This window comes from Streptomyces sp. NPDC127129 (genome assembly GCF_042671585.1).
Lineage (GTDB): Bacteria > Actinomycetota > Actinomycetes > Streptomycetales > Streptomycetaceae > Streptomyces.
Map to the genome: position 1 here is coordinate 151,402 of NZ_JBHXTV010000012.1, position 23,651 is coordinate 175,052.

Genomic DNA, 23,651 nt, shown 5'->3' on the forward strand with positions numbered 1-23,651 from the left:
GCGATGGTGTCGTCAGGGACGAGCGTAAGCCCGGTCCGAGGTGTGTCTCGGGGCCAACGGACCGTCGCACTACGGTCTTTCGGCTCTGCCTCCGGGTCTCGTGAACGGTATCACAAACTATTTGAGTAGTTCTTTACCCGGGAAGTGTGCTGACTGTCACACATGAGTGTGACCGTGCGCGTGTGTGCAGCACGCCGGGAGGTTTTGTCTGGTAATGCGGCTCGATATGACATTCGTCAACTCGGCGTTCCGGCCTTCCGCCGGTCGGTGAAGCGCGAACGGTGGCCGATGGCGGTGGACCCGTTGACCCCCGCGGGCACCGGTACGCGTTCCTCCGCGGGCTCCTCGGCCGCCGTGGCGACCGGAACGGCGCCGTCCGAGCGCGTGCCCGGCCGGCCTCCCCGGCGTCCGGCCCCGCGGCGCCGGTAGCGCGGCGGGACGAAGGACTCCGCCCAGCGCGGGGCGCGCGGCGTGAAGCGGGGCAGCAGGAGCAGCACCAGGCCGATGGCGCTCAGGAACACGACCACGAGCACGATCCACATCGACGTCGAGTGCACCGAGTACGCGAGCGTCCCGAAGGCGATGAGCGCCGACCAGAAGTACATGATCAGGACGGCCCGGCTGTGCGAGTGCCCGATCTCCAGCAGCCGGTGGTGCAGGTGCCCGCGGTCGGCGGCGAACGGCGACTGACCGTTCCAGGTGCGGCGCACGATGGCCAGGATCAGGTCGGCCATGGGGATCGCGATGATCGTCAGCGGCAGCACGAGCGGGATGAAGACCGGCAGGGCGGCGTGGGTGGCCTCACGGGTCGAGCCCTCGAAGAGCTTCAGGATGTCCGGGTCGACCTGGCCGGTGATCGAGATCGCCGAGGCGGCCAGGATCAGGCCGATCAGCATCGAACCGGAGTCGCCCATGAAGATCCGGGCCGGATGCATGTTGTGCGGCAGGAAGCCCAGACACATGCCCATGAGGATCGCGGCGAAGAGCGTCGCGGGCGCGGCGGCCTCGATCGTGTAGCCGTACCAGAGGCGGTACCCGTACAGGAAGAAGGCCGCGGCGGCGATGCAGACCATGCCGGCGGCCAGGCCGTCGAGGCCGTCGACGAAGTTCACGGCGTTGATGGTCAGGACGACCAGGGCCACGGTGAGGAGCGTGCCCTGCCCCTTGGTGAGCGCGACCGTGCCGACACCCGGGATCGGCAGCCACAGGATCGTCAGACCCTGCATCACCATCACACCGGCGGAGATCATCTGCGCACCCAGCTTGATCAGCGCGTCCAGCTCGAACTTGTCGTCGAGGACACCGATCAGCCAGATCAGGGCGGCGCCGGAGAGCAGCGCGCGGGGCTCGTTGGAGAGCTCGAAGACGCTGTTGAGGTTCTGCAGGTGGTCCGCCACGAGCAGTCCGGTGCACAGGCCGAAGAACATGGCGATGCCACCGAGCCGCGGAGTCGGTTCTCGGTGTACGTCTCGGGCACGGATCTCCGGCATCGCCCCGGTCGCGATGGCGAACTTCCGCACCGGACCGGTCAGCAGATAGGTCACCGCGGCCGTGACACAGAGCGTCAGCAGGTAATCACGCACGGGCTGCCCCACAGGAATCGCTGGCCATCTCAGCCCCACACCCTAGCCGTGCTGTCCATGTGCTTGAGGACATACGTCCCGGCCGGATGGTTGCGCTCCGGGCTTCCTCACCGTCCATACGGGGGAAATCGCCCGGCAAGATCACGTACTTCCGCGCGTACCCGGGCCGTCTCCTGCGGTTCGTCCCGTAGCGCGATCGTGAACAACGCGGCGATCCGGGCCATCTCCGAAGCGCCCATTCCCTGGGTGGTGACGGCGGCGGTTCCGAGACGAATCCCACGTCCGTCTCCGTACGGCAGGGCGCAGGTGTCGAGGACCATGCCGGCGGCGGCGAGGCGCGAGCGCGCCGTGCGGCCGTCGACGCCGAGGGGGGCGGGGTCGGCGGTGATGAGGTGGGTGTCGGTGCCGCCGGTGGTGAGCGCGAAGCCCTCGGCGGAGAGCGCGTCGGCGAGGACACGGGCGTGGGCGACGACCTGATGGGCGTACGTGGTGAAGGCGGGGGTCGACGCCTCGCCGAAGGCGACGGCCTTGGCGGCGATCGTGTGCATCTGGGCGCCGCCCTGTGTGAACGGGAAGACGGCACGGTCGACACGGTCGGCCAGTTCGCCGCCGCAGAGGATCATCCCGCCGCGCGGGCCGCGCAGGACCTTGTGGGTGGTGGCGCAGACCACATCGGCGTACGGGACGGGGTTGGGCGCCGCTCCCCCGGCGACGAGCCCGATGGGGTGGGCGGCGTCGGCGATCAGGTAGGCCCCGGCCTCGTCGGCGATCTCCCGGAAGATCGCGTAGTCGATGTGGCGCGGGTAGGAGATGGAGCCGCAGACGATCGCCTTGGGGCGGTGGTGACGGGCGAGGGCGGCGACCTGCTCGTAGTCGATCAGACCCGTCTCGGCGTCGACGCCGTAGGGGACGAAGTCGAACCAGCGGCCGGAGAAGTTGGCGGGCGAACCGTGCGTGAGATGGCCGCCGTACGGAAGTCCCATGGCGAGGACGGTGTCTCCGGGCCTGAGAAGGGCCGCGTACGCCGCCAGGACGGCCGAGGAGCCGGAGTGGGACTGGACGTTCGCGTGCTCCGCTCCGAAGAGCGCGGTGGCCCGTTCGACGGCGATCCGCTCGGCGGCGTCGGCGAACTCGCAGCCGCCGTGGTGGCGGGCGCCGGGATACCCCTCGGCGTACTTGTTGGCGAGCGGGGAGCCGAGCGCGGCGAGGACGGCGGGCGAGGTGAAGTTCTCGGCGGCGATCAGCTGCAGACTGTCGGCCTGCCGGCGTACCTCCCCGAGCAGCACGTCGGCGATCTCCGGGTCCTGACGGCGCAGGACGTCGAGAACCTCTTCGGGTGGAGCGGTGACCGGCATCGTGGGCTCCAGGCGGCGCGTGGGCTGGCCTTCAGCTCCAAATGTAGGCGCGTGGGCACGGGTTTGCCCGATGTTCACCGGACCCCTGGGCCGGATGGCTCTGCCGGCACGCGGCGCCTCCCGTCGATGCCGCGCCGGCACCCCGGCCAGGCCCCGTCCCGACACCCCGCTCAACGCCGCGCGGGCACCGCCGGTCAACGCCGCGCTGGTACCCCGGTCACGGCCGTCACCACGGGGTCGAGTGCCGTGTCGAGTCCCAGGCCTCGACGCGCCCCTCGCACTGCTCGGCCCCTGGGGGCCTTCCCAGGCATCGGACCGCTGCGTCGGCCTCCGGCCGACGGACGTGGGCGGCACACGTCGGCACAGCTCAACGCCGTGCCGGCACCCCGGTCAGGGCCGTCACCACGGGGTCGAGTGCCGTGTTGATCTCCTCGCCGATGGAGCGGAAGAACGTGATCGGCGCACCGTACGGGTCGTTGACCTCGTCGGCCTCCGCGCTCGGGGCCAGGAGCCACCCGCGTAGAGCCGCCGCCGCGCGCACCAGCGCACGCGCGCGTTCGACCATGCCCTCGTCCAGCGGGTCCGGCAGGGTCGCGGGGTCTATGGCGCGGACGAGGCGGGTGAACTCCTTCAGGGTGAAGGTGCGCAGGCCCGCCGAGTGGCCCATCGAGATGACCTGCGCGCGGTGGTCGCGGGTCGCCGTCAGGACCAGGTCCGCGCGGATGACGTGCTCGTCGAGGAGCTCGCGCCCCACGAAGCCGCTGTGGTCCGCGCCGAAGTCGGCGAGGACCAGCTCCGCGTTGGCCTCCATCGGGGCCCCCTCGTGGCCCCAGGTGCCCGCGCTCTCCACGATCAGGCCGCCGCCCCGGGGGTCGCCGAGGCGGGAGCTCAGGGCATGGCGGGTCAGCCGCTCGGTGATCGGCGAGCGGCAGACGTTGCCGGTGCTGACGTGGAGGATGCGGAAGGAAGTGCTCTCGTGCCCCGCTATGCCACGCCCCTCAGGGGCGGTCAATTGGCCACCTCGAGGTCGGGTACGACCTTCCGGAGCTCCTCCGCGGAGAGCGCGCCCTGACGCAGCAGGACCGGCACCTTGCCCGTCACGTCGACGATCGACGACGGGACGATCCCCGGCGTCGGACCACCGTCGAGGTAGACGGAGACCGAGTCGCCGAGCATGCCCTGCGCCGCGTCGCAGTCCTCCGGCGACGGGTGCCCGGTGAGGTTCGCCGAGGAGACCGCCATCGGGCCGACCTCGGTCAGCAGCTCGATCGCGACCGGGTGCAGCGGCATCCGGATCGCGACCGTGCCCCGGGTGTCGCCCAGGTCCCACTGCAGCGACGGCTGGTGCTTCGCGACGAGCGTGAGCGCGCCGGGCCAGAACGCGTCGACGAGCTCCCACGCCTGCTCGGAGAAGTCCGTGACGAGCCCGTGCAGCGTGTTCGGGGAGCCGATGAGGACGGGCGTGGGCATGTTGCGGCCCCGGCCCTTGGCGTCCAGCAGGTCCGCGACCGCCTCCGAGCTGAAGGCGTCCGCGCCGATCCCGTACACGGTGTCGGTGGGCAGCACGACCAGCTCGCCACGGCGCACGGCGGACGCGGCCTCGCGCAGCCCGGTCGCACGGTCGGTCGCCTCGTTGCAGTCGTATCGCCGAGCCATTTAGCGGGCCTCCTCATACACAAGCGTGGTCATGGCAGCGCGGATCACGGCGTGGCCTTGCGGGCGGTCGCGAAGCGCGGACGGTTGTTCAGGTCCGGGTGGTCGGCGGCATCCGCCCAGCCGGCCTCCTCGTTGAAGATCCACGGAACCTGGCCGCCCTGGGTGTCCGCGTGCTCGATCACGACGAGGCCCCCCGGGCGCAGCAGACGGTGCGCGGTGCGCTCGATGCCGCGGATCGTGTCGAGGCCGTCCTCGCCGGAGAACAACGCCATCTCCGGGTCGTGGTCACGCGCCTCGGGCGCCACGTACTCCCACTCGGTGAGCGGGATGTAGGGCGGGTTGGAGATGACCAGGTCGACCTGGCCGTCGAGCTCCGGCAGCGCGCTCAGCGCGTCGCCCTGGTGGACCGTGACGCGCGAGCCCTCCGCGTTCTTGCGGGTCCACACCAGCGCGTTGTCGGAGAGCTCGACCGCGTGCACGCGCGAGCGCGGCACCTCCTGCGCCATCGCGAGCGCGATCGCGCCCGAACCGGTGCACAGGTCGACGATCAGCGGCTCGACGACGTCCATGGCCCGTACGGCGTCTATGGCCCACCCGACGACCGACTCGGTCTCCGGCCGGGGCACGAAGACGCCCGGCCCCACCTGGAGCTCCAGATAGCGGAAGAACGCCCGGCCGGTGATGTGCTGGAGCGGCTCGCGCGCCTCGCGGCGGGCGACCGCCTCCCAGTAGCGGGCGTCGAAGTCCGCGTCCTTGACGTTGTGCAGCTCCCCCCGCTTGACGCCGTGCACGAACGCGGCGAGCTCCTCGGCGTCGAAACGCGGTGAGGGAACGCCGGCGTCGGCCAGCCGCTGGGTGGCCTGGGCCACCTCGGCAAGCAGCAGGTTCACGCTGGTCCTCCGTGGTGCGGGTGGGGCTGACAAGTCCTACGCTGCTGCGAGCTTGGCGGCGGAGTCGGCGTCGACGCAGGCCTGGATCATCGCGTCCAGATCGCCGTCGAGCACCTGGTCCAAGTTGTACGCCTTGAAGCCGACGCGGTGGTCCGAGATCCGGTTTTCCGGGAAGTTGTACGTACGGATCTTCTCGGACCGGTCGACGGTGCGGACCTGGCTGCGACGGGCGTCGGCGGCCTTGGACTCCGCCTCCTCCTGTGCGGCGGCGAGCAGCCGGGATCGCAGGATACGCATCGCCTGCTCCTTGTTCTGGAGCTGGCTCTTCTCGTTCTGGCAGGAGGCGACGATGCCGGTCGGCAGGTGCGTGATGCGGACCGCGGAGTCGGTGGTGTTGACGGACTGGCCGCCGGGACCCGACGAGCGGTACACGTCGATGCGCAGGTCGTTGGCGTGGATCTCGACGTCGATCTCCTCGGCCTCGGGGGTCACGAGGACACCGGCCGCGGAGGTGTGGATCCGGCCGGCCGACTCGGTGGCGGGCACGCGCTGCACGCGGTGCACCCCGCCCTCGTACTTCAGCCGCGCCCAGACGCCCTGGCCGGGCTCGGTCGCGCCGTTGCCGCCCTTGGTCTTCACGGCGACCTGGACGTCCTTGTAGCCGCCGAGCTCGGACTCGGTGGAGTCGATGATCTCGGTCTTCCAGCCGACGCGCTCGGCGTAGCGCAGGTACATCCGCAGCAGATCGCCGGCGAAGAGGGCGGACTCGTCGCCGCCCGCGCCGGCCTTGATCTCCAGGATGACGTCCTTGTCGTCGCTGGGGTCGCGCGGGACGAGCAGCAGGCGAAGCCTGTCGGTCAGCTCCTCGCGCTGCTTCTCCAGATCCTTGACCTCGGCCGCGAAGTCGGGGTCGTCGTGCATCAGCTCGCGGGCGGTCTCGATGTCGTCACCGTTCTGCTTCCAGGAACGGTAGACGGCGACGATCGGGGTCAGCTCGGCGTAACGCTTGTTCAGCTTGCGCGCATTGGCCTGGTCCGCGTGGACCGAAGGGTCAGCGAGCTTCGTCTCGAGATCGGCGTGCTCGCCGATCAGTTCCTCGACCGCCTCGAACATCGGGGGCTCCTGGTTTTCGTACGAACGGACTGCGGGGACGGCAAAGCGCCGGTCCGGTACTCCCAGCGGGAGCGACCAAGGACCGGCGCAGTGACGTGCTACTTCTTGGCCGCAGCCTTGCCGAAGCGGGCCTCGAAGCGGGCGACGCGGCCGCCGGTGTCGAGGATCTTCTGCTTGCCCGTGTAGAACGGGTGGCACTCGGAGCAGACCTCGGCACGGATGGTGCCCTCGGTCAGGGTGCTACGGGTGGTGAACGACGCGCCACAGGTGCAGCTGACCTGGGTCTCGACGTACTCGGGGTGGATCTCGCGCTTCAAGGTGTCTCCTAGTTTCGGGAGGGCGCCGGGTCGCCGTGCGGATTGCACCTGCGTGAACCGGGGCCGACGTACCAGTCTGCCAGGACCGGCCGTATCTCCCAAAACCGGGTCCCTGGTGAAACTATTCCGAGGCTGTGGCGGGCGGTCCCACGACACCGTCCGCCTGGCCGGTGGCCGCGTCCTTCGTGGCGGAGGCGGGGATGGGGCGGTCGCCCTTGAGGGCCTGCCAGACCTGCCGCGACTGGGCTTCGAGCGGTATGACGCGGTTCGGGTCGGCGGGGTCGTACTCGACCGGCATCGTGACCATGTGGACGTCCTCGGCGCCGAGCCCGGAGAGGCCCTGGGCGAATCCCATCAGCTCGTTGACGGATTCGAGCTCCGAGTCGGGCGTGATGGCCTTGGTGGCGGTGTCGGCGATGTCCAGGAGCTTCTTGGGGTTCGTGAAGACGCCGACGTCCTTGACCTGGTCGAGGAAGGCCTTCATGAACGCCTGCTGGAGCTGGATGCGGCCGAGGTCGCTGCCGTCGCCGACGCTCTTGCGGGTGCGGACCAGGCCGAGGGACTGCTCGCCGTCGAGGGTGTGGGTACCCGGGGCGAGGTCGAGGTGGCTCTTGGAGTCCTTGATGGCCTTGGTCGTGGTGATCTCGACGCCGCCGAGCTTGTCGATCAGCTTCTTGAAGCCGGTGAAGTCGACCTCGATGTAGTGGTCCATGCGGATGCCTGAGATCGACTCGACGGTCTTCACCGCGCAGGCCGGGCCGCCGACCTCGTACGCCGTGTTGAACATCGCCCGTCGCTCGCCGGCGATCGCGGTGCCCTTCTCGTCGGTGCAGGAGGGGCGGTCGACGAGGGTGTCGCGCGGGATCGAGACGACACTGGCCTTCTTGTGGCCCTCGTAGACGTGGAGCACCATCGCGGTGTCGGAGCGGGCGCCGCCCTCGTCCTTGCCGTAGGCGCCGTTGTCACCGGACCGGGAGTCGGAGCCGAGGACGAGGATGTCCATCGAGCCGTTGTCGACGTTCTTGGGCCGGTCGGTGCCGAGCTGGGCGTTGATGTCCACGCTCTTGAGGTTGCCGTCGAGCTTGAAGTAGACGTATCCGAGCCCGGAGCCGCCGACGACGACGAGCGCGGCGGCGCCCCAGGCGGCGACGGTCACCGCGCGGCGGCCCTTGGCGGGCCGCTTACGGCGGCGGCCGCTTCGTATTCGGCCGCCCTTGCTCTGCTCGCTCATCTCCCACCTCAGGTCTTCGCTTCACCTTCTGTGACGACGAAGCACCCGAAAGGGTTGCATAGGAACCTGTGAGGTTTCGCAGAGCGACGGACCGCAACGCACAGCGCCCACCGTGCCGAGGCACGATGGGCGCTGCGTTCGTCCAGGTCACGGCGGGGTCACGGCCCAGAGGCCGCCTTCCCGCCGTGTGACTGAGGTCTCGCCTCAGTCGTTGTTCCCGCCAGGCGTCGTCTTCTGGATCTGGAGCAGGAACTCGCCGTTCGACTTCGTCTGCTTGAGCTTGTCGAGCAGCAGCTCGATCGCCTGCTGCTGGTCGAGCGCGTGGAGCACGCGACGCAGCTTCCAGGTGACCGCGAGCTCGTCGCTGCCGAGCAGGATCTCTTCCTTACGCGTACCCGAGGCGTCGACGTCGACGGCCGGGAAGATGCGCTTGTCGGCGAGCTTCCGGTCGAGCTTGAGCTCCATGTTGCCGGTGCCCTTGAACTCCTCGAAGATCACCTCGTCCATGCGCGAGCCGGTGTCGACCAGCGCGGTGGCCAGGATGGTCAGCGAGCCGCCGTCCTCGATGTTGCGCGCCGCACCGAAGAAGCGCTTCGGCGGGTAGAGCGCGGTCGAGTCGACACCACCGGACAGGATGCGGCCGGAGGCCGGGGCGGCGAGGTTGTACGCGCGGCCCAGGCGGGTGATCGAGTCGAGCAGGACGACCACGTCGTGACCCAGCTCCACGAGACGCTTGGCGCGCTCGATGGCCAGCTCGGCGACCGTGGTGTGGTCCTCGGCCGGACGGTCGAAGGTCGAGGAGATGACCTCGCCCTTCACCGACCGCTGCATGTCGGTGACCTCTTCCGGACGCTCGTCGACCAGGACGACCATCAGGTGGCACTCGGGGTTGTTGTGCGTGATCGCGTTGGCGATCGCCTGCATGATCATGGTCTTGCCGGTCTTCGGCGGGGCCACGATCAGACCACGCTGGCCCTTGCCGATCGGCGACACGAGGTCGATGATCCGCGTGGTCAGCACGCCCGGGTCGGTCTCCAGACGGAGCCGGTCCTGCGGGTAGAGCGGGGTCAGCTTGTTGAACTCCGGGCGGCCGCGGCCGGAGTCGGCGGCCATGCCGTTCGAGGAGTCCAGGCGCACCAGCGCGTTGAACTTCTCGCGGCGCTCGCCCTCCTTCGGCTGACGCACGGCGCCGGTGACGTGGTCACCCTTGCGCAGGCCGTTCTTGCGGACCTGGGCCAGGGAGACGTACACGTCGTTCGGGCCGGGCAGGTAGCCGGAGGTCCGGATGAACGCGTAGTTGTCGAGGATGTCCAGGATGCCCGCGACGGGGATCAGGACGTCGTCCTCGGAGACCTGCGGCTCGCCGGTCGCGAAGTCGTCACGGCCACGACGGCCACGACGGTCGCGGTAGCGGCCGCGACGGCCACGGCGGCCGCTCTCGTCGTCGAAGTCGTCCTGCGGACCGCCCTGCTGGCCCTGCTGGCCACCCTGACGCTGCTGACGCTGACCGCCCTGGCCACCGCCCTGCTGGTCGTCGCCCTTGCCGCCACGGTCGCGGCGGTCGCGCTGACGGTCGCCGCGGTCACGGCGGTCCCCGCGCTCGCCCCGCTCGCCGCGGTCACGGCGGCCGCGGCCCTCGGCGGTGTCGGCGGCGGTCTCGGCCTTGGCGTCGGCGGAGCCGTCCGTACGGGACTCGGTTCGGGAGTCCGTCCGGGTGTCGGCCTTGGCCTCGGTCTTCACGGCCTGGGAGGACTCGGCCTTGACGTCGCCCTCCGGGCTGCCGGCCGGAGCCGTGGCCCGACGGCGGCGGCGCTCGCCGGCCGGCTGGTCGTCGGAGGCGGGCTGGCCGGGGATGTCGATCTGCTGCTGGGCGACGGCCTTCTCGGCCTTCTCCGCCTTGGGGGCAGCGGTCTCGGCGGCGCCCTCGGCCGTACGGGCCTTGGAGGTGGCGCGGCGCTTCGGCTTGGTCTCAGCCGTGTCGGCGGCGGCCTTGGCGGGGGCTCCGCCCCCGGCCTGCGCCTCCTTGATGACCTCGATCAGCTGGCTCTTGCGCATCCGCGCGGTGCCCCTGATGCCGAGGCCGGACGCGACCTGCTGCAGCTCGGCCAGGACCATGCCCTCGAGGCCGGTGCCGGAGCGGCGGCGCCGTGCGGTGGTGCCAGTGGCAGCACCTGCGGCGGGCGCGGAAGTGTCGACAGGGTTGTCGGCAGTCACGCCCATCAGATCGGTGGTGTCGCTCACGAAGGGTCCTTCCCTGGAGCGGACGTCGGCCATCTGGCTCGGCGACCGGTTGTGCTGTCCGACGACGGTCTGGCTTGTGGACCGTGTCGGGGCGGTGGTCCCGCCGGGTACGGCGGAGGAGGAAAAAACGTGCTGTGGGTCCGGCCCGAGGCCCCCTGCTCGGCCCTCACATGGAAAGAGCGAGGGGTGTCGTGCCGGTTCCGGAGCGTGCTCGAAACTGCTCAGGCGGGCTGCTCAGGCAGTTGGGGAGGCTCCCGGAAGAATGGGTGGTCCCTGATGGGGACACTCCGCACCGCGCCTCAAAAACGTCGGGTGCAGACTTGAGGTTAACACTACCGGCTCCAACAAACATTCCCCCTCTCCCTCACCGGCAATCACGTGTCCCTATGGCGCGAGCGGCAGGACACTCGCTCCGGACACATCGAGGTCGAGCCGGTTCGCGGCCCATCCCTCGCCCGCCAGCCGGGCGACCTTGTCGGCCGACCCGTGTTCGGCCAGCGCGAGCACCGTGGGACCCGCGCCGGAGATGACCGCGGGGACTCCGTCCGCCCGCAGCCGGTTCACAAGGGCGATGCTCTCGGGCATCGCGGGAGCCCGGTACTCCTGGTGCAGCCGGTCCTCCGTGGCCGCGAGCAGCAGCTCGGGGCGGCGGGTGAGCGCCTCCACCAGGAGCGCGGCGCGTCCGGCGTTGGCCGCGGCGTCGACGTGCGGGACGGTGCGCGGCAGCAGACCACGGGCGGTCTCGGTCAGTACGGGCTTACCGGGGACGAAAACCACCGGAACGATGGAATCGGAGGGATCCATCCTGATCGCTCGCGCGGCACCGGACTCGGTCCAGGCGAGCGTGAAGCCGCCGAGCAGACAGGCGGCGACGTTGTCGGGGTGTCCCTCGATCTCGGTGGCGAGTTCGAGGAGCGCCGCCTCGTCGAGGCGGGTGTCGCCGCCTATGGTCACGGCGCGGGCGGCGACGATGCCGGCGCAGATGGCGGCGGAGGAGGAGCCGAGGCCGCGGCCGTGCGGGATGCGGTTGGCGCAGACGACCTCGAGGCCGCGCGGCTGGCCGCCCAGCAGGTCGAAGGCGGTACGCAGGGAGCGTACGAGCAGGTGGCTCTCGTCGCGCGGGAGCGTGTCTGCGCCCTCACCGGCGATGTCGATGTGCAGCCCGGAGTCGGCGACCCGGACGACGACGTCGTCGTAGAGACCCAGCGACAGGCCGAAGGCGTCGAAGCCCGGGCCGAGGTTGGCGCTGGTGGCGGGAACGCGCACCCGTACGGCGGCGGCGCGGAACGCGGGACCGGCCATCGCTCGATGACTCTCCTTGACTTGCGACTACGGGATTTCAAGAGAAGTACACGGAAACCCGGGGGCCGTTTCTGCCTCGGGGGCGACAACGGCAACGACACCGCGCATATGCAACGGGGCGGGTTCGGTACAGCCTATCGAAGGAAGGTTCTGTGGCGACATAGGGCGCACAGGAGGCGCACGATGCGTGTCGCATGCCTTCCTGTGCGCCTATGTACGTTCCTGATCGGGTTTGCCTCTCCGGGGATTCCCGGAGAGGCGAACTTCGTCAGGACGTGCCTGCTGGCGGCCGATTACGCGAGGCCGAGGCGCTCTGCCGCCGCGGCGGCGTCGACGGGGACGGTGACCGGCTGCGGGGCGCCGGCGACGGCCCAGTCGGGGTCCTTCAGGCCGTTGCCGGTGACCGTGCAGACGATCCGCTGGCCCGGGTCGACCTTGCCCTGCTCGGCTGCCTTCAGCAGACCGGCGACGGACGCGGCCGAGGCGGGCTCGACGAAGACACCCTCCTGGGAGGCCAACAGCCGGTAGGCGCGCAGGATCTCACGGTCCGTCACCTCGTCGATGAAGCCGCCGGACTCGTCCCGGGCGGCGATCGCGTAGTCCCACGAGGCCGGGTTGCCGATGCGGATCGCGGTGGCGATGGTCGACGGGTCCTTGACGACCTCACCGCGGACGAGCGGCGCGGAGCCGGAGGCCTGGAAGCCCCACATGCGCGGGGTGTGGGTGGCGAGGCCGTCGGCCGCGTACTCCCGGTACCCCTTCCAGTAGGCCGTGATGTTGCCGGCGTTCCCGACGGGCAGCACGTGGATGTCGGGGGCGTCGCCCAGCATGTCCACGATCTCGAAGGCGGCGGTCTTCTGGCCCTCGATTCGGACCGGGTTCACCGAATTGACCAGCGCCACCGGGTAGTTCTCGGAGAGGCTGCGGGCCAGCGTGAGGCAGTCGTCGAAGTTGCCGTCGACCTGGAGGATCTTCGCGCCGTGCACGAGGGCCTGGCCCATCTTGCCGAGCGCGATCTTGCCCTGCGGCACGAGGACGGCCGAGACCATCCCGGCACGTACCGCGTAAGCCGCCGCGGACGCCGAGGTGTTGCCGGTGGAGGCGCAGATGACGGCCTGCGCGCCCTCCTCCTTGGCCTTGGAAATGGCCATGGTCATGCCGCGGTCCTTGAAGGACCCGGTGGGGTTGGCGCCCTCGACCTTGAGGTGCACCTCGCAGCCCGTGCGCTCGGAGAGGACCTGAGCGGGAACGAGCGGCGTACCGCCCTCACGGAGCGTGACGACCGGCGTCGTGTCCGTGACCGGAAGACGGTCCCGGTACTCCTCGATGATGCCGCGCCACTGGTGGGTGCCCTTGCTGGTCATGGGTCCTTACTCCCCTTCAACACGCATGATGCTGGCGACACCGCGCACGGTGTCGAGCTTGCGCAGCGCCTCGACGGTCCCGGAGAGGGCGGCGTCGGGCGCGCGGTGGGTGACGACGACGAGGGAGGCCTCGCCGTCCTTGCCCTGCTGGCGGACCGTATCGATCGATACGCCGTGCTCGGCGAAGACCGTCGCGACCTGGGCGAGGACGCCCGGCTTGTCGGCCACGTCGAGGCTGATGTGGTACCGCGTCACCACGTCGCCCATGGGGCTCACGGGCAGCTGGGTGTACGCGGACTCGCCGGGGCCGGTGGCCTCGTTGAGCTTGTTGCGGCACACGGCGACCAGGTCGCCGAGGACGGCCGACGCCGTCGGGGCGCCGCCGGCGCCGGGGCCGTAGAACATGAGCCGCCCGGCGGCCTCCGCCTCGACGAAGACCGCGTTGTAGGCCTCGCGGACGGAGGCGAGCGGGTGGCTCAGCGGGATCATCGCGGGGTGCACGCGCGCGGTGACGGACTCGCCGTCGGCGGCCCGCTCGCAGATGGCGAGCAGCTTGATGGTGCAGCCCATCTGCCTGGCCGAGGCGAAGTCGGCGGCGGTGACCTCGGTCATGCCCTCGCGGTAGACGTCGTCGAGGCGTACGCGGGTGTGGAAGGCGATTCCGGCGAGGATGGCGGCCTTGGCGGCGGCGTCGAAGCCCTCGACGTCGGCGGTCGGGTCGGCCTCCGCGTACCCGAGGGCGGTGGCCTCGTCGAGCGCCTCGGAGTAGCCGGCGCCGGAGGTGTCCATCTTGTCGAGGATGAAGTTCGTCGTGCCGTTGACGATGCCCATCACACGGTTGATCTTGTCGCCGGCGAGGGACTCGCGCAGCGGCCGGATGAGCGGGATGGCGCCCGCGACGGCGGCCTCGTAGTAGAGGTCCTGGCCGTGCTGGTCGGCGGCGGCGTAGAGGCTCGTACCGTCCTGGGCGAGGAGCGCCTTGTTGGCCGAGACGACCGACGAGCCGTGCTCGAAGGCGGTGGTGATGAGCGTGCGGGCGGGCTCGACACCGCCGATGACCTCGACGACGACGTCGATGTCGCCCCGTTTCACCAGAGCGGTGGCGTCGGTGGTGATCAGTTCCGCGGGGATGCCCTCACGGACCTTGTCCGGGCGGCGGACCGCGACGCCGGCGAGCTCGACCGGGGCGCCGATGCGCGCGGCGAGGTCGTCGGCGTGCGTCGTCATGATGCGCGCCACCTCTGAGCCGACCACACCACAGCCCAGCAGCGCCACCTTCAGCGGACGCGTACGCATCATCCGACCTCGTTTCTCGTACTGCTTCTCGTACTGCTTCGTATCTCTACGGTTGGACCAGTCTCACTCACCGGACGAGGGTTTCTGCCCCTCGTCCGGATCCTGAGACATCTATTTCATCACCCGACATCGAGACGCAGGAGATCTTCCTCCGTCTCACGCCGGACGATCACGCGCGCCTCGCCGTCGCGGACGGCGACGACGGGCGGGCGGAGTGCGTGGTTGTAGTTGCTGGCCATCGACCGGCAGTACGCGCCGGTGGCGGGCACGGCGACAAGATCGCCGGGCGCGATGTCGGCGGGCAGGAACGCGTCCCGCACGACGATGTCGCCACTCTCGCAGTGCTTGCCGACGACACGGGTGAGCATGGGCTCGGCGTCACTCGTCCGCGACACGAGCGCGACGCTGTACTCGGCGTCGTACAGCGCGGTGCGGATGTTGTCGGACATGCCGCCGTCCACACTGACGTACGTCCGCAGCCCGTCGAGGGGCTTGACGGTGCCGACCTCGTACAGCGTGAAGGCCGTGGGCCCGACGATGGCGCGGCCCGGCTCCACGGAGATCCGGGGCGTGGCGAGCCCGGCGGCGGCGCACTCCCTGGTGACGATCTCGTGGAGGGCCTTGGCGATGTGGTGGGGCTCGCGCGGGTCGTCGTCGGAGGTGTAGGCGATGCCGAGGCCGCCGCCGAGGTCGATCTCGGGGAGTTCGACGCCGTGTTCGTCGCGCACCTCGGCGAGGAGCTGGACGACGCGGCGGGCGGAGACCTCGAAGCCGGCCATGTCGAAGATCTGCGACCCGATGTGCGAGTGGATGCCGATGAGCTCCAGACCGTCCAGCTTCAGCACGCGCCGGACGGCCTCGGCGGCCTGTCCCCCGGCGAGCGCGATGCCGAACTTCTGGTCCTCGTGGGCGGTGGCGATGAACTCGTGCGTGTGGGCCTCGACGCCGACGGTCACGCGGATCTGGACGCGCTGCCGCTTGCCGATGGAGTCGGCGATGTGGGCGACGCGGACGATCTCCTGGAAGGAGTCGAGGACGATGCGCCCGACACCGACCTCGACGGCCCGCCGGATCTCCGCCTCGGACTTGTTGTTGCCGTGGTAGGCGATGCGCTCCGGCGGCATGCCGGCGGAGAGGGCGGTGCTCAGCTCACCTGCGGAGCAGACGTCGAGGTTGAGCCCCTCTTCCTTGAGCCAGCGCACGACGGCGCGGGAGAGGAAGGCCTTGCCGGCGTAGAAGACGTCGGCGTCCGTGCCGAAGGCGTCGGCCCAGGCGCGGCAGCGAACGCGGAAGTCGTCCTCGTCGAGGATGTAGGCGGGCGTGCCGAACTCCTCGCGGAGCTCGTCGACGGTGAGACCGGCGACGGTGACCTGCCCCTCGTCGTTACGACGGACGGTCCGGGCCCAGACCTTGGGGTCGAGCAGGTTGAGGTCGGCGGGCGGCGCGGTGTAGTGCCCCTCGGGGAGGACGTCGGCGTGGCGGGGCCCGGCGGGGTGGGCGGAACGGCTCATGTCTGCATCTTTCAGATCTGGTCGGGTGCGCTGATGCCGAGCAGGGAGAGGCCACCGGCGAGCACCACCCCGGCGGCTTCGGCGAGCGCGAGCCGGGAGCGGTGGGCGGCCGAGGGTTTCTCGTCGCCGCGGGGCAGGACGGTGTGCTGGAAGTCGAGCAGCGCGTCGGCGACGACTTCGAGATGCCGGGCGACCCGGTCGGGGGCGCGGTGGCGGGCGGCGGAGGCGAGAACGGCGGGGTGGTCGCCGAGGGCGCGGGTGAGCGCGGGCGCGTCGACGTTCTCGCGGACTTCGCTCCGGAACCCGAACTGCTCGGCGTTCCGGACGAGGGCGCGGGTGCGGGAGTGGGCGTACCGGACCCGGAAGAGGGGGTTGCTCTCGTCCTGCCGCAGCAGAAGATCGTCGAGAGGGGCCCGGTCATGGCCGGCGGCGGAGAGGAGTCCCCAGCGGGCGGCGTCGAGCCCGAAGCGGGCGAGCAGCTCGGCGGCGGTGTACGGGACGGGGAGCGGGGCGATGTCGGTGGCCAGGCGGCCCCGGGAGCCCTGGACCTCGATCCGTACACCGAGGTCGGCCCAGGCGGGGTCGGCGGCGTCCTCGCAGGAGGTGCGCACGGCGTACCCCTGGGAGAGAAGGATGCGCCGCACGGCGTCGGCGGTGACGGCGGCCCGGACGTCGGCGCGGTGAGCGGGCTGGGCGACCTGCCCGCTGTGCCCGAGCCGTCCGTAGCGCTCACCGCGCCGGAGGATCTCGCGCACGAGGTCCTGCTGGGCGCCGGTCTGCAGGGTGAAGTTCAGGAAGCCGGGCCCGGTGATGTCGACGGCGGCGATCCCGGGGCTCTGTTGGAGCCGCTCGCGGAGGATGGCGGCGACGTCGAGGGGCGGACGCTGCGCGCCGCGCGCGATGGTCAGCGCGACGTTGCTGGCGTAGTCCCCGAGCCCCCCGGGCCGGGGCCGCTCGACCTTGACGTTCTCGGGAACGTCGACCCGCAGCACACCGTCATCGACCGCACGGCGCACGGCGTGCAGCACGGTGAGGGAGAGGTCCGCGGGGGTCACGGGACAAGCGTATGGGAGAAGGGGGGTGGGAAAGCGAACCGGTTTCGCGATGCGGGCACGGGGGCGGTGGCGGGGGCGCGGTGGGGCGATGGTGCGGGCGACGCGCGGGGCGCGGTGGGGCGGGCGGCGACGGGCGCGGTGGGGAGCGGTGGTGCGGGCGGCGCACGGGAGTGGTGGTCGCGGTGGGGGCGACGGTCTCGCTCGATGAGCGTGAGCAGGCGGTCGGACCCTAGGGGCGGGTGCGGGCGTGCCCGACGCCGTGGGGCCGCCCGTCGGGTCTGCCGTCGACCCCCGACGGCCCCTCCTGTCCGCCACGCCGCTGACCGGGCTCACGCCCGTCGCGGTGCATGAGCTTGCGTACGACGCGCACGAGCTCGGCGGGTTCGAAGGGCTTGGCGAGGAACGCGTCGACACCGACGGCGACGCCGCTGTCCATCTCGTACTGGGTGCAGCCGCTGACGATGGCGACGGGCAGATGACTGGTCCGCGGATCGGCCCGGAGTCTCTCGGCGGTGCGCAACCCGTCGAGCCGGGGCATGACGACGTCGAGGGTGACGACATCAGGCCGAACCTGATGCACGACATCCAGACACTCGGCACCATCGGCCGCGGTCACGACCTCGAAGCCCTCAAGCTCGAGATTGACCCTGATCAACTGCCGGATCACCCGGTTGTCATCGACAACGAGCACCCGACCGGACATGCCTGACACACGACGAGAGTAGGTCGCCGGAAGTGGCTGCGTCCGGGTTTTGCCCACTTCCGACCCGTGAGGGGGAACGAGGGGTCGGTGACTCGACGGAAATACCTGTTCACAGGCACGGCTCGGATGCTGGTAGGGTTCTACCCGTCGCCGCCGAACGCGGCGGACGCCCCCGTAGCTCAGGGGATAGAGCAACGGCCTCCGGAGCCGTGTGCGCAGGTTCGAATCCTGCCGGGGGCACTTCGCAGGAAGTGCCTGAAGACCCCGCCACCAGCATTGATGCTGAGGACGGGGTCTTCGCGTATCTGCAACCAACTGCCACCGAACGCAGCCGTGTGTCAGGCCCTGTGGACTATTCGTGGACAGGATCTTGCCCCATCGACCCAGATCAGAGGGCAGACAGGTCGAGCCACCTGTCGAAGCGATCCACACCGTCAAACCGGTCGACGATCAGCCTGGCCAGGGCATTCGACTCGATGAGCGACGGAGCGTCGATGGCAAGGAACTCCGAGCGGTTTAGGCCGATGTGGAATCCGCAGCCGGCTTCGTGTACCAACGGCGCCAACCACTCGGCGCGCTGTTGGTCGAGTGCGGCATACACGGTGGGGTTATCCGACCACCGCAGCTCGGCAATATGACCTCGGCAGCTGGCTACGGGAACGCCGCCGATGTACGAGAGTGCGTGCGACAGAGCAGCAACCCCCACCTCCAGGCCCCCCAAGTCGGCATAGAAGTCCGGCTCGTCCTCGGAGAGGGTGGGGAACCTCTTGAGCAGCCGACTGCGGACTGAAGGATCCTGAACGCCCGCCACCCATCCCCCCTCGCAGGCGCAGGCGATCTCTTCGAACTCGGATGCGGAACGCGCCAGCTCGTCGATCGCAGCGATCTGTGCGGCTTCGACCGAGACCATGGTTTGGGCTTCTTCGGCGGTGACACCCAAGATCATCCAGACGCCGCGGAAGCACCCGATGCCTTCGTCGTCCGGGATGTCCTCCTCTGTGGGCATCCAGAATTCAGCGTTCTCGGGAATCTGGGCGGAAACCGGGTACTCAGTCCGCGGGATCATGGCCCTCCAAGCGACGGAACAGCGAGGTCCCGCCCATGCTGTCCCCCTGTCGGAGGATGGACAAGACCGCCTGAGTAGCGGAAGGGCCCAGGCGAATAGCCGACCTGGGCCCAGCAATCGTGCAGTAGCGGTCACTCGTACTCGCGGAGCAGGTCCTCGATGCGCCGATTCGCCACTTCCTGACGGCCGTCGAGGCACTTGGCATACCGACTCAGCAGCACCTCCACGCTGTTGCCGGCACGTTCAGCGACCTCTGTGGCGTCGACGCCCGCGTTGAGCCACGTGGAGAGCGCCGAGTGCCGGAGGTCGTACGGCCGTCGGGCGAGCGGGGAGGCGACCACGGCCGGCGGGAGTGCCAGCACTCGGGCCTCTTGCCAGGCCCGGTAGTACGTCGAGGAGGAGACCACTCCCCCGCTCTCGCTGAAGAACAGCCTGCCGTCGTTGGCAGTCCCGAAGGTCTCGATGTGCTCGCGGAAGATCGCGACGAGCTGGGGCGGGATGGGGACCCGACGGACGTCTTCGTTCGGACGATTCTTCAGCCCGCGATCGTCGTGGCTCTCCCCCGAGTCGGTCCACTGCTTGCCCACGCTCGGACGGGTTCGGTGCAGGAGTGCGGAGCCCCATCCAGAGGTGGGGAGCGTCAGATCGGGCTCGGCAAGGCCCACCACCTCAGCCGGCCGGAAGCCCCCGAAGTACATCCCGGCAAACAGCCCGACGAGGCGCCGGCCACGAGCACGCCGGTAGCCGCCGACGTACGAGACGGCGTGGAGGAGGGACCGGGCCTGTTCCGGGTTGGCCACGACCCGCGGGTCCACCTCGTTGGAGACCTTGGGCTTCTGCCACCGGATCGAGGCAAGGGGATTCTCCGGGAACTCCCCCAGGTCCACGGCGTAGTGCACGGCGTTTACGAGGGTGCGACGCTTCCGGCGCACAGTCTCGGCAGCCGCCGCGGTGCCGTCCAGCTTGAGCTTGAGCGAGTCGAGAACGGCCCTCCCGATCACCGGGTCGGCCAGGTCGGAGAGTGGCCGAGATGCCTTGGCGACCCAGTGCAGGACGTTGCCGATCTCTGTGGGAAGCTCGCGCTCGTCCGGGCCTGGGAGGACAAAGGCCCAGTTCCTCAGAGCCTTACGCAGGATCCCATCGGACGGGCGCCCCGGACGCGAATCGAGTAGTGCCATGGTGACCGAGGTCAGCGATTCGTTGATGCCGTCGCGGGTGTTCGGCGCCGCATGGGGCCACTTCATAGCGAGGTACCGCAAAGCGAAGGCATACCAGCTCAGGGCCGACTTCTTCTCTTCCATAGAGCTGGGCAGGCCGGATTCGGTGTCGAATTCCTCGCCATCACGCGCGGCCCGCATCAGCTTGGAGCGATAGTTTTCGGCGAGCGCTTTCGTCCTGAATGACTCGGGGAAGACCCGACCGGCGACAGCCCAGCGCACGTCGTAAGACGGCTTCTTGGTGTTCCGCTTACGAACACCCCAGATCTTGACGTCAAGGGACTTCACGCGGCAGCGACCTCCAGGTTGCGGAGCCATGCGCTGAAGTCGGATCGCCACACTCGAAGCTCGCCATTGGGCAGCTTGAAGGCTGCAGGCCCCTGTCCCAGCTCCCGCCACCGATAGAAGGTCCGGCGCGAGACGCCGCCCAGCTCAGCGAGAATCTGCGGCACTGTCATCAGCTCGTCCTTCATGTGAGCGCTCCTTCCAGGGCAAGTTGGTCGCGTAGGGCTTCTCGGGCGGTTTCGCGGTTGAGCTGGATGTCCCGGGCGATGGACACGGCCAGGGCTGCTTCGCCGGGGCTGTGGCCTTGGCCGGCGTACGTCCAGGAAGTGAGGACGAGGACCGTGTCCGGCTCGACGTCGTCCAGGCCGCGGGCGGTGCGTTCCTGGGCTGCGCGGTACTCGGCGCGGGTCTGGCGCAGCTCGCCGAGCGTCGTGGAGTACTGCCGGGACTTCGAGCTGAAGTGGCCCCGGAAGCCGAGCATGTGCGCCCAGGCCATCAGACGCCGGTCGGGATAGAGCGGGTCGAGGTCGAAGCAGGCTTCGACGAGGCGGCGAGTGTGATCGGGGACGCCGAGGAGGAGCAGTGCTTCACGATTGCCGATCCGGCGGTCGAGGCTGCCGGTGGTCTCGGCGGCTTTGGTGGCGTACTTGGCGATGTAGGAGGCGACGGCCTGTTCGGTGATGTCGGAGCCGTCCCCGAAGGCCTTTACGGGCCGGATGTCGAGCTGGGTACCCCAGCGAAGTCGGCGTAAAGGCTGGTCGTCGGCGGCAGGGACGGTGACGGTCGTGTACGAGTGGGCGGCAGCGGCCTGGATCGCATCGGTGAGCAGTTCGGTGGTGGCCCAGGACGGTGGTGGCGTGTCCGGGCCGTCAGGTCCGTCGAGCCGGATCACGGCGTGGAAGTGGACGGCGCCGCGCTTCTGGAACTCGGCGACCTTCCCGTAGGAGAGCCGGAGAACCTCCTTTAGAGCGCGCTGGGAGAGTCCGCCGGCTGCGGCGATCTCCCGGCGGAGTCGTTTGGCGAAGCGGTCCCAGAGCTGTCCGGCGTGGTTGTTGAAGAGCACGGCGCCGGCGTAGTCGTACGACTCGGGGTCGAGCGGATTCCCCAACTCGGGAGAATCCTCGGGATGGTGGATACCACAGCGGCACGCCCGGGTGCCGGGACGGTTGTGGACGGGGCCGAAGGACGGCGCGGTGAGGGTAAGGAAGACCCGCGGGTGGTCCCGTACGGATGCGGGGATGTCGCGGCGGTCGTCTCCGGCGAGGCCAGCGCGGATGAGGTGATAGGTGTCGCCGGCGTAGGTCCAGGCACAGGCGGGGCAGCGGGAGGCCCGCCGGTTGCCGCACGCGACCCGGAGCCGCCCACCGGGCTCGGTCTCGGTGGAGTAGCGGTGCAGGGTCTCGCCGCTGGTCTTGTCCTGAGTGAGCGTCCAGCCACTGAGGTGGATGGGGTTGGAGCAGCCGCCGGTGCGGCGGATCTGTTCCCGCCAGCGGTCGAAGCCGGGAGACCCGGCCACCTGGAGCATGTCGTCCAGGGTGGCCGGGTCCAGGCCCGCGAAGGTCGCGGTGTCGGTCACACGAGCACCTCCTGTCGAGCGGTCTGGAAGGCGGTGCCGATCCACCGGGTGTAGGCGGGCGGGATGGCCTCGGTCAGTTCCTCGTGGATGTCGGTCCAGTCGATGCCCATGGCCTCCTGCATCTCCGGGACGGTGGCCTTGCCGCCGCCCTTTCCGTATGCGGCGACGTAGGGGCCGTCGCGGCGTATGCCGTGCCTGTGGCCCCGCACGTAACCCCGGTGTCGGGGGTGGAAGGGCTTGGCGGTGGTCCAGCAGCCGAGTTCGAAGTTGCGGTGCCGCAGGACTCCGAGGCCGAACATCTCGCCGCACAGCGACAGGTCTTTGCGGATGGCGGCGCGGCCGTTGGGCTGTTCGATCACGTACGGCAGGCCGGTGCGGTCGAGGAGTTCGCGGGTGGGGGCAACAAGGTCGACGTGGTCACCACCCCAGCCCTGGGAGTGGTTGGTGCCGACGGTGAGGGCGCAGCCGGCCTGGCAGGGCGGGGAGGCGTGGACGAGGGCGTAGCGCTCGATGTCCCCCGACGAGATCAGGGCAGCGAGGTATTCGAGGGCGTCGCCCTGGTGAAAGGCGAACGGATAGCGGGGACGATCGGCGATGTCGATGCCGTCGACCGCGTAGCCAGCCTGGTGGTAGCCCATGGCGGCGCCGCCGGAGCAGCAGAACAGGTCCAGGACCCGGGGCCGGAGATCAGACACGGGCGGTCTCCCGCATCCGGGCGGGGCGGGTGCCGGTGCCGTGGCAGGTCGGGCAGTGGGCGGTGATGGTGCGGAGGTGACCGCGGCGGTCGCGGCCGCCGAGGGTGATGGCGACGGAGGCGTGTCCGTCGCAGTTGGAGCAGATCCGGGCCGGGGCGTGGTTGTGGTGGGCCATGATGGGCGGGTTCCTTCCGGTTCTGTGGACTGGGCAAGGGGCGTGGCTCCCGGGCGGCGGAGGCTTGGCGGTTGAGGCCGCCCGGGGGCCGGTCAGTGCTTGTGCCGGCCGTTGAGGAGCGAGCGCAGGACGACGGCGCAGACGGCGACCGATGCGGCGCTGATGGCGACGGCGAGGAGCATGGAGACCAGGACTGTGCCGACGATCAGGACGAGTCCGGCACCACCGGCGACGATCGTGACGAGGCCGGTCGGGGTGAGGCGGACGGCCGGGACCTGAACGCGGGGCGCGGCCGATGCGGGCGCCGGGGCGTGGTGGTGGTTGCAGGTCACCGGCTCGACACCGTTGCGGGGCTCGATGTCGGTCGTGGTGGCCGGGTGGGCGAGCGGGGTGACGAGGCCGGTCGGGAGCGGGTTGACCGGGATGCGCGGTCGGAGCATGGCGGTTCTCCCTACTGGTTGATGGTGTTGTCGATGAGGGGGGCGAGGACGCTGTCGGCGAGGAGGTAGCCGCCGAGGAGGATCACGGCGACGAGCCACCAGGGCGGGCGGATGAGCTTGATGCCGAGGGCGCCGACGACGATCAGGGCGAGCCAGAGCGGGACGTCCATGACGCGGTTCTCCTTCGCGGTTAGCGGGGCTGGCAGCGGTGGGTGCGGGCGGCGAGCTGGGCGGCGGACTGGTTGGAGTACTCGGCGGACCAGCCGCAGTCATCGGCGGTGCAGGCGGCGGCGTGCTTGGTGCGTCCGTGGCGGTCGCGGTGGGTGCCGATCTGCACGGGGCCGATCCGCATCACGGAGTGGAAGAAGTCGCGGGCAGGCATGTCAGTCGGTCTCCGTTCGCGTGGTGGTGGGGTCGGGGTACGTGGCGCGGATGCCGGCGGCGGAGACCGGGTCGGTGGTGTGCTGGGCGGCTTCTTCGGCGAGGAGGTGGGCGAGGTACGGCCGGTTGGCGGCGTTCATCTCGCGGGCGCTGTCGAGGTAGTCGGCGGCGGTCAGATCGGCCGGATCGCGGATCATGC

The 23,651-nt window shown here is 70.1% G+C and carries 25 protein-coding genes and 1 tRNA gene; 1 reads left to right on the forward strand and 25 read right to left on the reverse strand.

Annotation, left to right across the window (positions count from 1 at the left end):
- Positions 1–236: 236 nt before the first annotated feature.
- From ACFVGW_RS23555 to ACFVGW_RS23625, 15 genes are all read right to left on the reverse strand, one after another.
- Complete coding sequence (locus ACFVGW_RS23555) at positions 237–1,583, reverse strand: MraY family glycosyltransferase (RefSeq protein ID WP_383221999.1); 1,347 nt, start codon at positions 1,581–1,583, stop codon at positions 237–239.
- A gap of 107 nt (positions 1,584–1,690) precedes the next feature.
- A complete protein-coding gene (gene glyA, locus ACFVGW_RS23560) occupies positions 1,691–2,938 on the reverse strand; it encodes a serine hydroxymethyltransferase (protein ID WP_352188982.1) in 1,248 nt (415 codons plus the stop codon).
- Between the two features lie 367 nt (positions 2,939–3,305).
- Positions 3,306–3,950, reverse strand: coding sequence for a protein-tyrosine-phosphatase (locus tag ACFVGW_RS23565; protein ID WP_352188983.1), 645 nt, complete (start codon positions 3,948–3,950; stop codon positions 3,306–3,308).
- A complete protein-coding gene (locus ACFVGW_RS23570) occupies positions 3,947–4,594 on the reverse strand; it encodes an L-threonylcarbamoyladenylate synthase (RefSeq protein WP_385853351.1) in 648 nt (215 codons plus the stop codon). Before ACFVGW_RS23570 ends, ACFVGW_RS23565 begins: the two co-directional genes overlap by 4 nt.
- 44 nt (positions 4,595–4,638) lie before the next feature.
- Positions 4,639–5,484, reverse strand: coding sequence for a peptide chain release factor N(5)-glutamine methyltransferase (gene prmC / locus ACFVGW_RS23575; RefSeq protein ID WP_383221994.1), 846 nt, complete (start codon positions 5,482–5,484; stop codon positions 4,639–4,641).
- A 36-nt stretch (positions 5,485–5,520) separates the two neighbouring features.
- On the reverse strand, positions 5,521–6,597 hold the full coding sequence (gene prfA / locus ACFVGW_RS23580; protein WP_352188986.1) for a peptide chain release factor 1: 1,077 nt from the start codon (positions 6,595–6,597) through the stop codon (positions 5,521–5,523).
- Between the two features lie 98 nt (positions 6,598–6,695).
- Positions 6,696–6,914: a 50S ribosomal protein L31 gene (gene rpmE, locus ACFVGW_RS23585; protein WP_046909139.1), complete on the reverse strand. Its 219-nt coding sequence runs from the start codon at positions 6,912–6,914 to the stop codon at positions 6,696–6,698.
- Between the two features lie 121 nt (positions 6,915–7,035).
- Positions 7,036–8,145 carry an LCP family protein gene (locus ACFVGW_RS23590; RefSeq protein ID WP_385853352.1) on the reverse strand — a complete coding sequence of 370 codons (1,110 nt, stop codon included), beginning with the start codon at positions 8,143–8,145 and terminating at the stop codon, positions 7,036–7,038.
- Between the two features lie 204 nt (positions 8,146–8,349).
- Complete coding sequence (gene rho / locus ACFVGW_RS23595) at positions 8,350–10,386, reverse strand: transcription termination factor Rho (protein WP_385853353.1); 2,037 nt, start codon at positions 10,384–10,386, stop codon at positions 8,350–8,352.
- A gap of 384 nt (positions 10,387–10,770) precedes the next feature.
- Positions 10,771–11,688: a homoserine kinase gene (gene thrB / locus ACFVGW_RS23600; RefSeq protein ID WP_352188989.1), complete on the reverse strand. Its 918-nt coding sequence runs from the start codon at positions 11,686–11,688 to the stop codon at positions 10,771–10,773.
- Positions 11,689–11,981: 293 nt separating this feature from the next.
- Entirely contained in the window at positions 11,982–13,052 is a 1,071-nt protein-coding gene (thrC, locus tag ACFVGW_RS23605; RefSeq protein WP_385853354.1) for a threonine synthase, read from the reverse strand.
- Between the two features lie 6 nt (positions 13,053–13,058).
- Positions 13,059–14,351: a homoserine dehydrogenase gene (locus ACFVGW_RS23610; RefSeq protein ID WP_383221991.1), complete on the reverse strand. Its 1,293-nt coding sequence runs from the start codon at positions 14,349–14,351 to the stop codon at positions 13,059–13,061.
- Positions 14,352–14,467: 116 nt separating this feature from the next.
- Complete coding sequence (lysA, locus tag ACFVGW_RS23615; protein WP_385853355.1) at positions 14,468–15,859, reverse strand: diaminopimelate decarboxylase; 1,392 nt, start codon at positions 15,857–15,859, stop codon at positions 14,468–14,470.
- A gap of 11 nt (positions 15,860–15,870) precedes the next feature.
- Complete coding sequence (gene nrtL, locus ACFVGW_RS23620) at positions 15,871–16,914, reverse strand: ArgS-related anticodon-binding protein NrtL (protein WP_385853356.1); 1,044 nt, start codon at positions 16,912–16,914, stop codon at positions 15,871–15,873.
- A gap of 229 nt (positions 16,915–17,143) precedes the next feature.
- Positions 17,144–17,626 carry a response regulator gene (locus tag ACFVGW_RS23625; protein ID WP_383221987.1) on the reverse strand — a complete coding sequence of 161 codons (483 nt, stop codon included), beginning with the start codon at positions 17,624–17,626 and terminating at the stop codon, positions 17,144–17,146.
- 159 nt (positions 17,627–17,785) lie between these two features.
- Here ACFVGW_RS23625 and ACFVGW_RS23630 point away from each other — a divergent pair.
- Positions 17,786–17,857: transfer RNA gene (locus ACFVGW_RS23630), tRNA-Arg, on the forward strand.
- A 148-nt stretch (positions 17,858–18,005) separates the two neighbouring features.
- Here the strand turns inward: ACFVGW_RS23630 and ACFVGW_RS23635 are convergent.
- The 10 genes from ACFVGW_RS23635 to ACFVGW_RS23680 form a co-directional block, all read right to left on the reverse strand.
- A complete protein-coding gene (locus ACFVGW_RS23635) occupies positions 18,006–18,683 on the reverse strand; it encodes a hypothetical protein (RefSeq protein ID WP_385853357.1) in 678 nt (225 codons plus the stop codon).
- Between the two features lie 131 nt (positions 18,684–18,814).
- Positions 18,815–20,188, reverse strand: a complete 1,374-nt coding sequence (locus tag ACFVGW_RS23640; RefSeq protein ID WP_385853358.1) for a tyrosine-type recombinase/integrase — start codon at positions 20,186–20,188, stop codon at positions 18,815–18,817.
- Positions 20,185–20,373, reverse strand: a complete 189-nt coding sequence (locus tag ACFVGW_RS23645; protein WP_362419376.1) for a helix-turn-helix domain-containing protein — start codon at positions 20,371–20,373, stop codon at positions 20,185–20,187. The genes ACFVGW_RS23640 and ACFVGW_RS23645 overlap by 4 nt, the downstream gene beginning before the upstream one ends.
- Complete coding sequence (gene repSA, locus ACFVGW_RS23650; protein WP_385853359.1) at positions 20,370–21,761, reverse strand: replication initiator protein RepSA; 1,392 nt, start codon at positions 21,759–21,761, stop codon at positions 20,370–20,372. The genes ACFVGW_RS23645 and repSA overlap by 4 nt, the downstream gene beginning before the upstream one ends.
- Positions 21,758–22,399: a DNA methylase gene (locus tag ACFVGW_RS23655; RefSeq protein ID WP_385853429.1), complete on the reverse strand. Its 642-nt coding sequence runs from the start codon at positions 22,397–22,399 to the stop codon at positions 21,758–21,760. The genes repSA and ACFVGW_RS23655 overlap by 4 nt, the downstream gene beginning before the upstream one ends.
- Positions 22,400–22,448: 49 nt before the next feature.
- A complete protein-coding gene (locus tag ACFVGW_RS23660; RefSeq protein WP_385853360.1) occupies positions 22,449–22,631 on the reverse strand; it encodes a hypothetical protein in 183 nt (60 codons plus the stop codon).
- Positions 22,632–22,723: 92 nt separating this feature from the next.
- Positions 22,724–23,071, reverse strand: coding sequence for a SpdD-like protein (locus ACFVGW_RS23665; protein ID WP_385853361.1), 348 nt, complete (start codon positions 23,069–23,071; stop codon positions 22,724–22,726).
- An 11-nt stretch (positions 23,072–23,082) separates the two neighbouring features.
- Positions 23,083–23,241 carry a hypothetical protein gene (locus ACFVGW_RS23670; protein ID WP_376440169.1) on the reverse strand — a complete coding sequence of 53 codons (159 nt, stop codon included), beginning with the start codon at positions 23,239–23,241 and terminating at the stop codon, positions 23,083–23,085.
- A gap of 20 nt (positions 23,242–23,261) precedes the next feature.
- The gene (locus tag ACFVGW_RS23675) at positions 23,262–23,453 is read right to left on the reverse strand and encodes a mobile element transfer protein (protein WP_385853362.1); all 192 of its coding nucleotides are present in this window, start codon (positions 23,451–23,453) and stop codon (positions 23,262–23,264) included.
- Between the two features lies 1 nt (position 23,454).
- Positions 23,455–23,649 (reverse strand): hypothetical protein, encoded by a 195-nt coding sequence (locus tag ACFVGW_RS23680; RefSeq protein WP_385853363.1) that lies wholly within the window; start codon positions 23,647–23,649, stop codon positions 23,455–23,457.
- Between the last annotated feature and the right edge of the window lie 2 nt (positions 23,650–23,651).

Bases quoted from the DNA above. Each gene is read 5' to 3' on its own strand.
- ACFVGW_RS23675 (WP_385853362.1), bottom strand. From the start codon at position 23,453: ATGCCTGCCCGCGACTTCTTCCACTCCGTGATGCGGATCGGCCCCGTG.
- ACFVGW_RS23645 (WP_362419376.1), bottom strand. From the start codon at position 20,373: ATGAAGGACGAGCTGATGACAGTGCCGCAGATTCTCGCTGAGCTGGGC.
- glyA (WP_352188982.1), bottom strand. From the start codon at position 2,938: ATGCCGGTCACCGCTCCACCCGAAGAGGTTCTCGACGTCCTGCGCCGT.
- lysA (WP_385853355.1), bottom strand. From the start codon at position 15,859: ATGAGCCGTTCCGCCCACCCCGCCGGGCCCCGCCACGCCGACGTCCTC.
- ACFVGW_RS23590 (WP_385853352.1), bottom strand. From the start codon at position 8,145: ATGAGCGAGCAGAGCAAGGGCGGCCGAATACGAAGCGGCCGCCGCCGT.
- ACFVGW_RS23570 (WP_385853351.1), bottom strand. From the start codon at position 4,594: ATGGCTCGGCGATACGACTGCAACGAGGCGACCGACCGTGCGACCGGG.
- ACFVGW_RS23670 (WP_376440169.1), bottom strand. From the start codon at position 23,241: ATGGACGTCCCGCTCTGGCTCGCCCTGATCGTCGTCGGCGCCCTCGGC.
- ACFVGW_RS23680 (WP_385853363.1), bottom strand. From the start codon at position 23,649: ATGATCCGCGATCCGGCCGATCTGACCGCCGCCGACTACCTCGACAGC.
- ACFVGW_RS23635 (WP_385853357.1), bottom strand. From the start codon at position 18,683: ATGATCCCGCGGACTGAGTACCCGGTTTCCGCCCAGATTCCCGAGAAC.
- thrC (WP_385853354.1), bottom strand. From the start codon at position 13,052: ATGACCAGCAAGGGCACCCACCAGTGGCGCGGCATCATCGAGGAGTAC.
- ACFVGW_RS23655 (WP_385853429.1), bottom strand. From the start codon at position 22,399: ATGGGCTACCACCAGGCTGGCTACGCGGTCGACGGCATCGACATCGCC.
- prfA (WP_352188986.1), bottom strand. From the start codon at position 6,597: ATGTTCGAGGCGGTCGAGGAACTGATCGGCGAGCACGCCGATCTCGAG.
- ACFVGW_RS23610 (WP_383221991.1), bottom strand. From the start codon at position 14,351: ATGATGCGTACGCGTCCGCTGAAGGTGGCGCTGCTGGGCTGTGGTGTG.
- thrB (WP_352188989.1), bottom strand. From the start codon at position 11,688: ATGGCCGGTCCCGCGTTCCGCGCCGCCGCCGTACGGGTGCGCGTTCCC.
- ACFVGW_RS23660 (WP_385853360.1), bottom strand. From the start codon at position 22,631: ATGGCCCACCACAACCACGCCCCGGCCCGGATCTGCTCCAACTGCGAC.
- ACFVGW_RS23665 (WP_385853361.1), bottom strand. From the start codon at position 23,071: ATGCTCCGACCGCGCATCCCGGTCAACCCGCTCCCGACCGGCCTCGTC.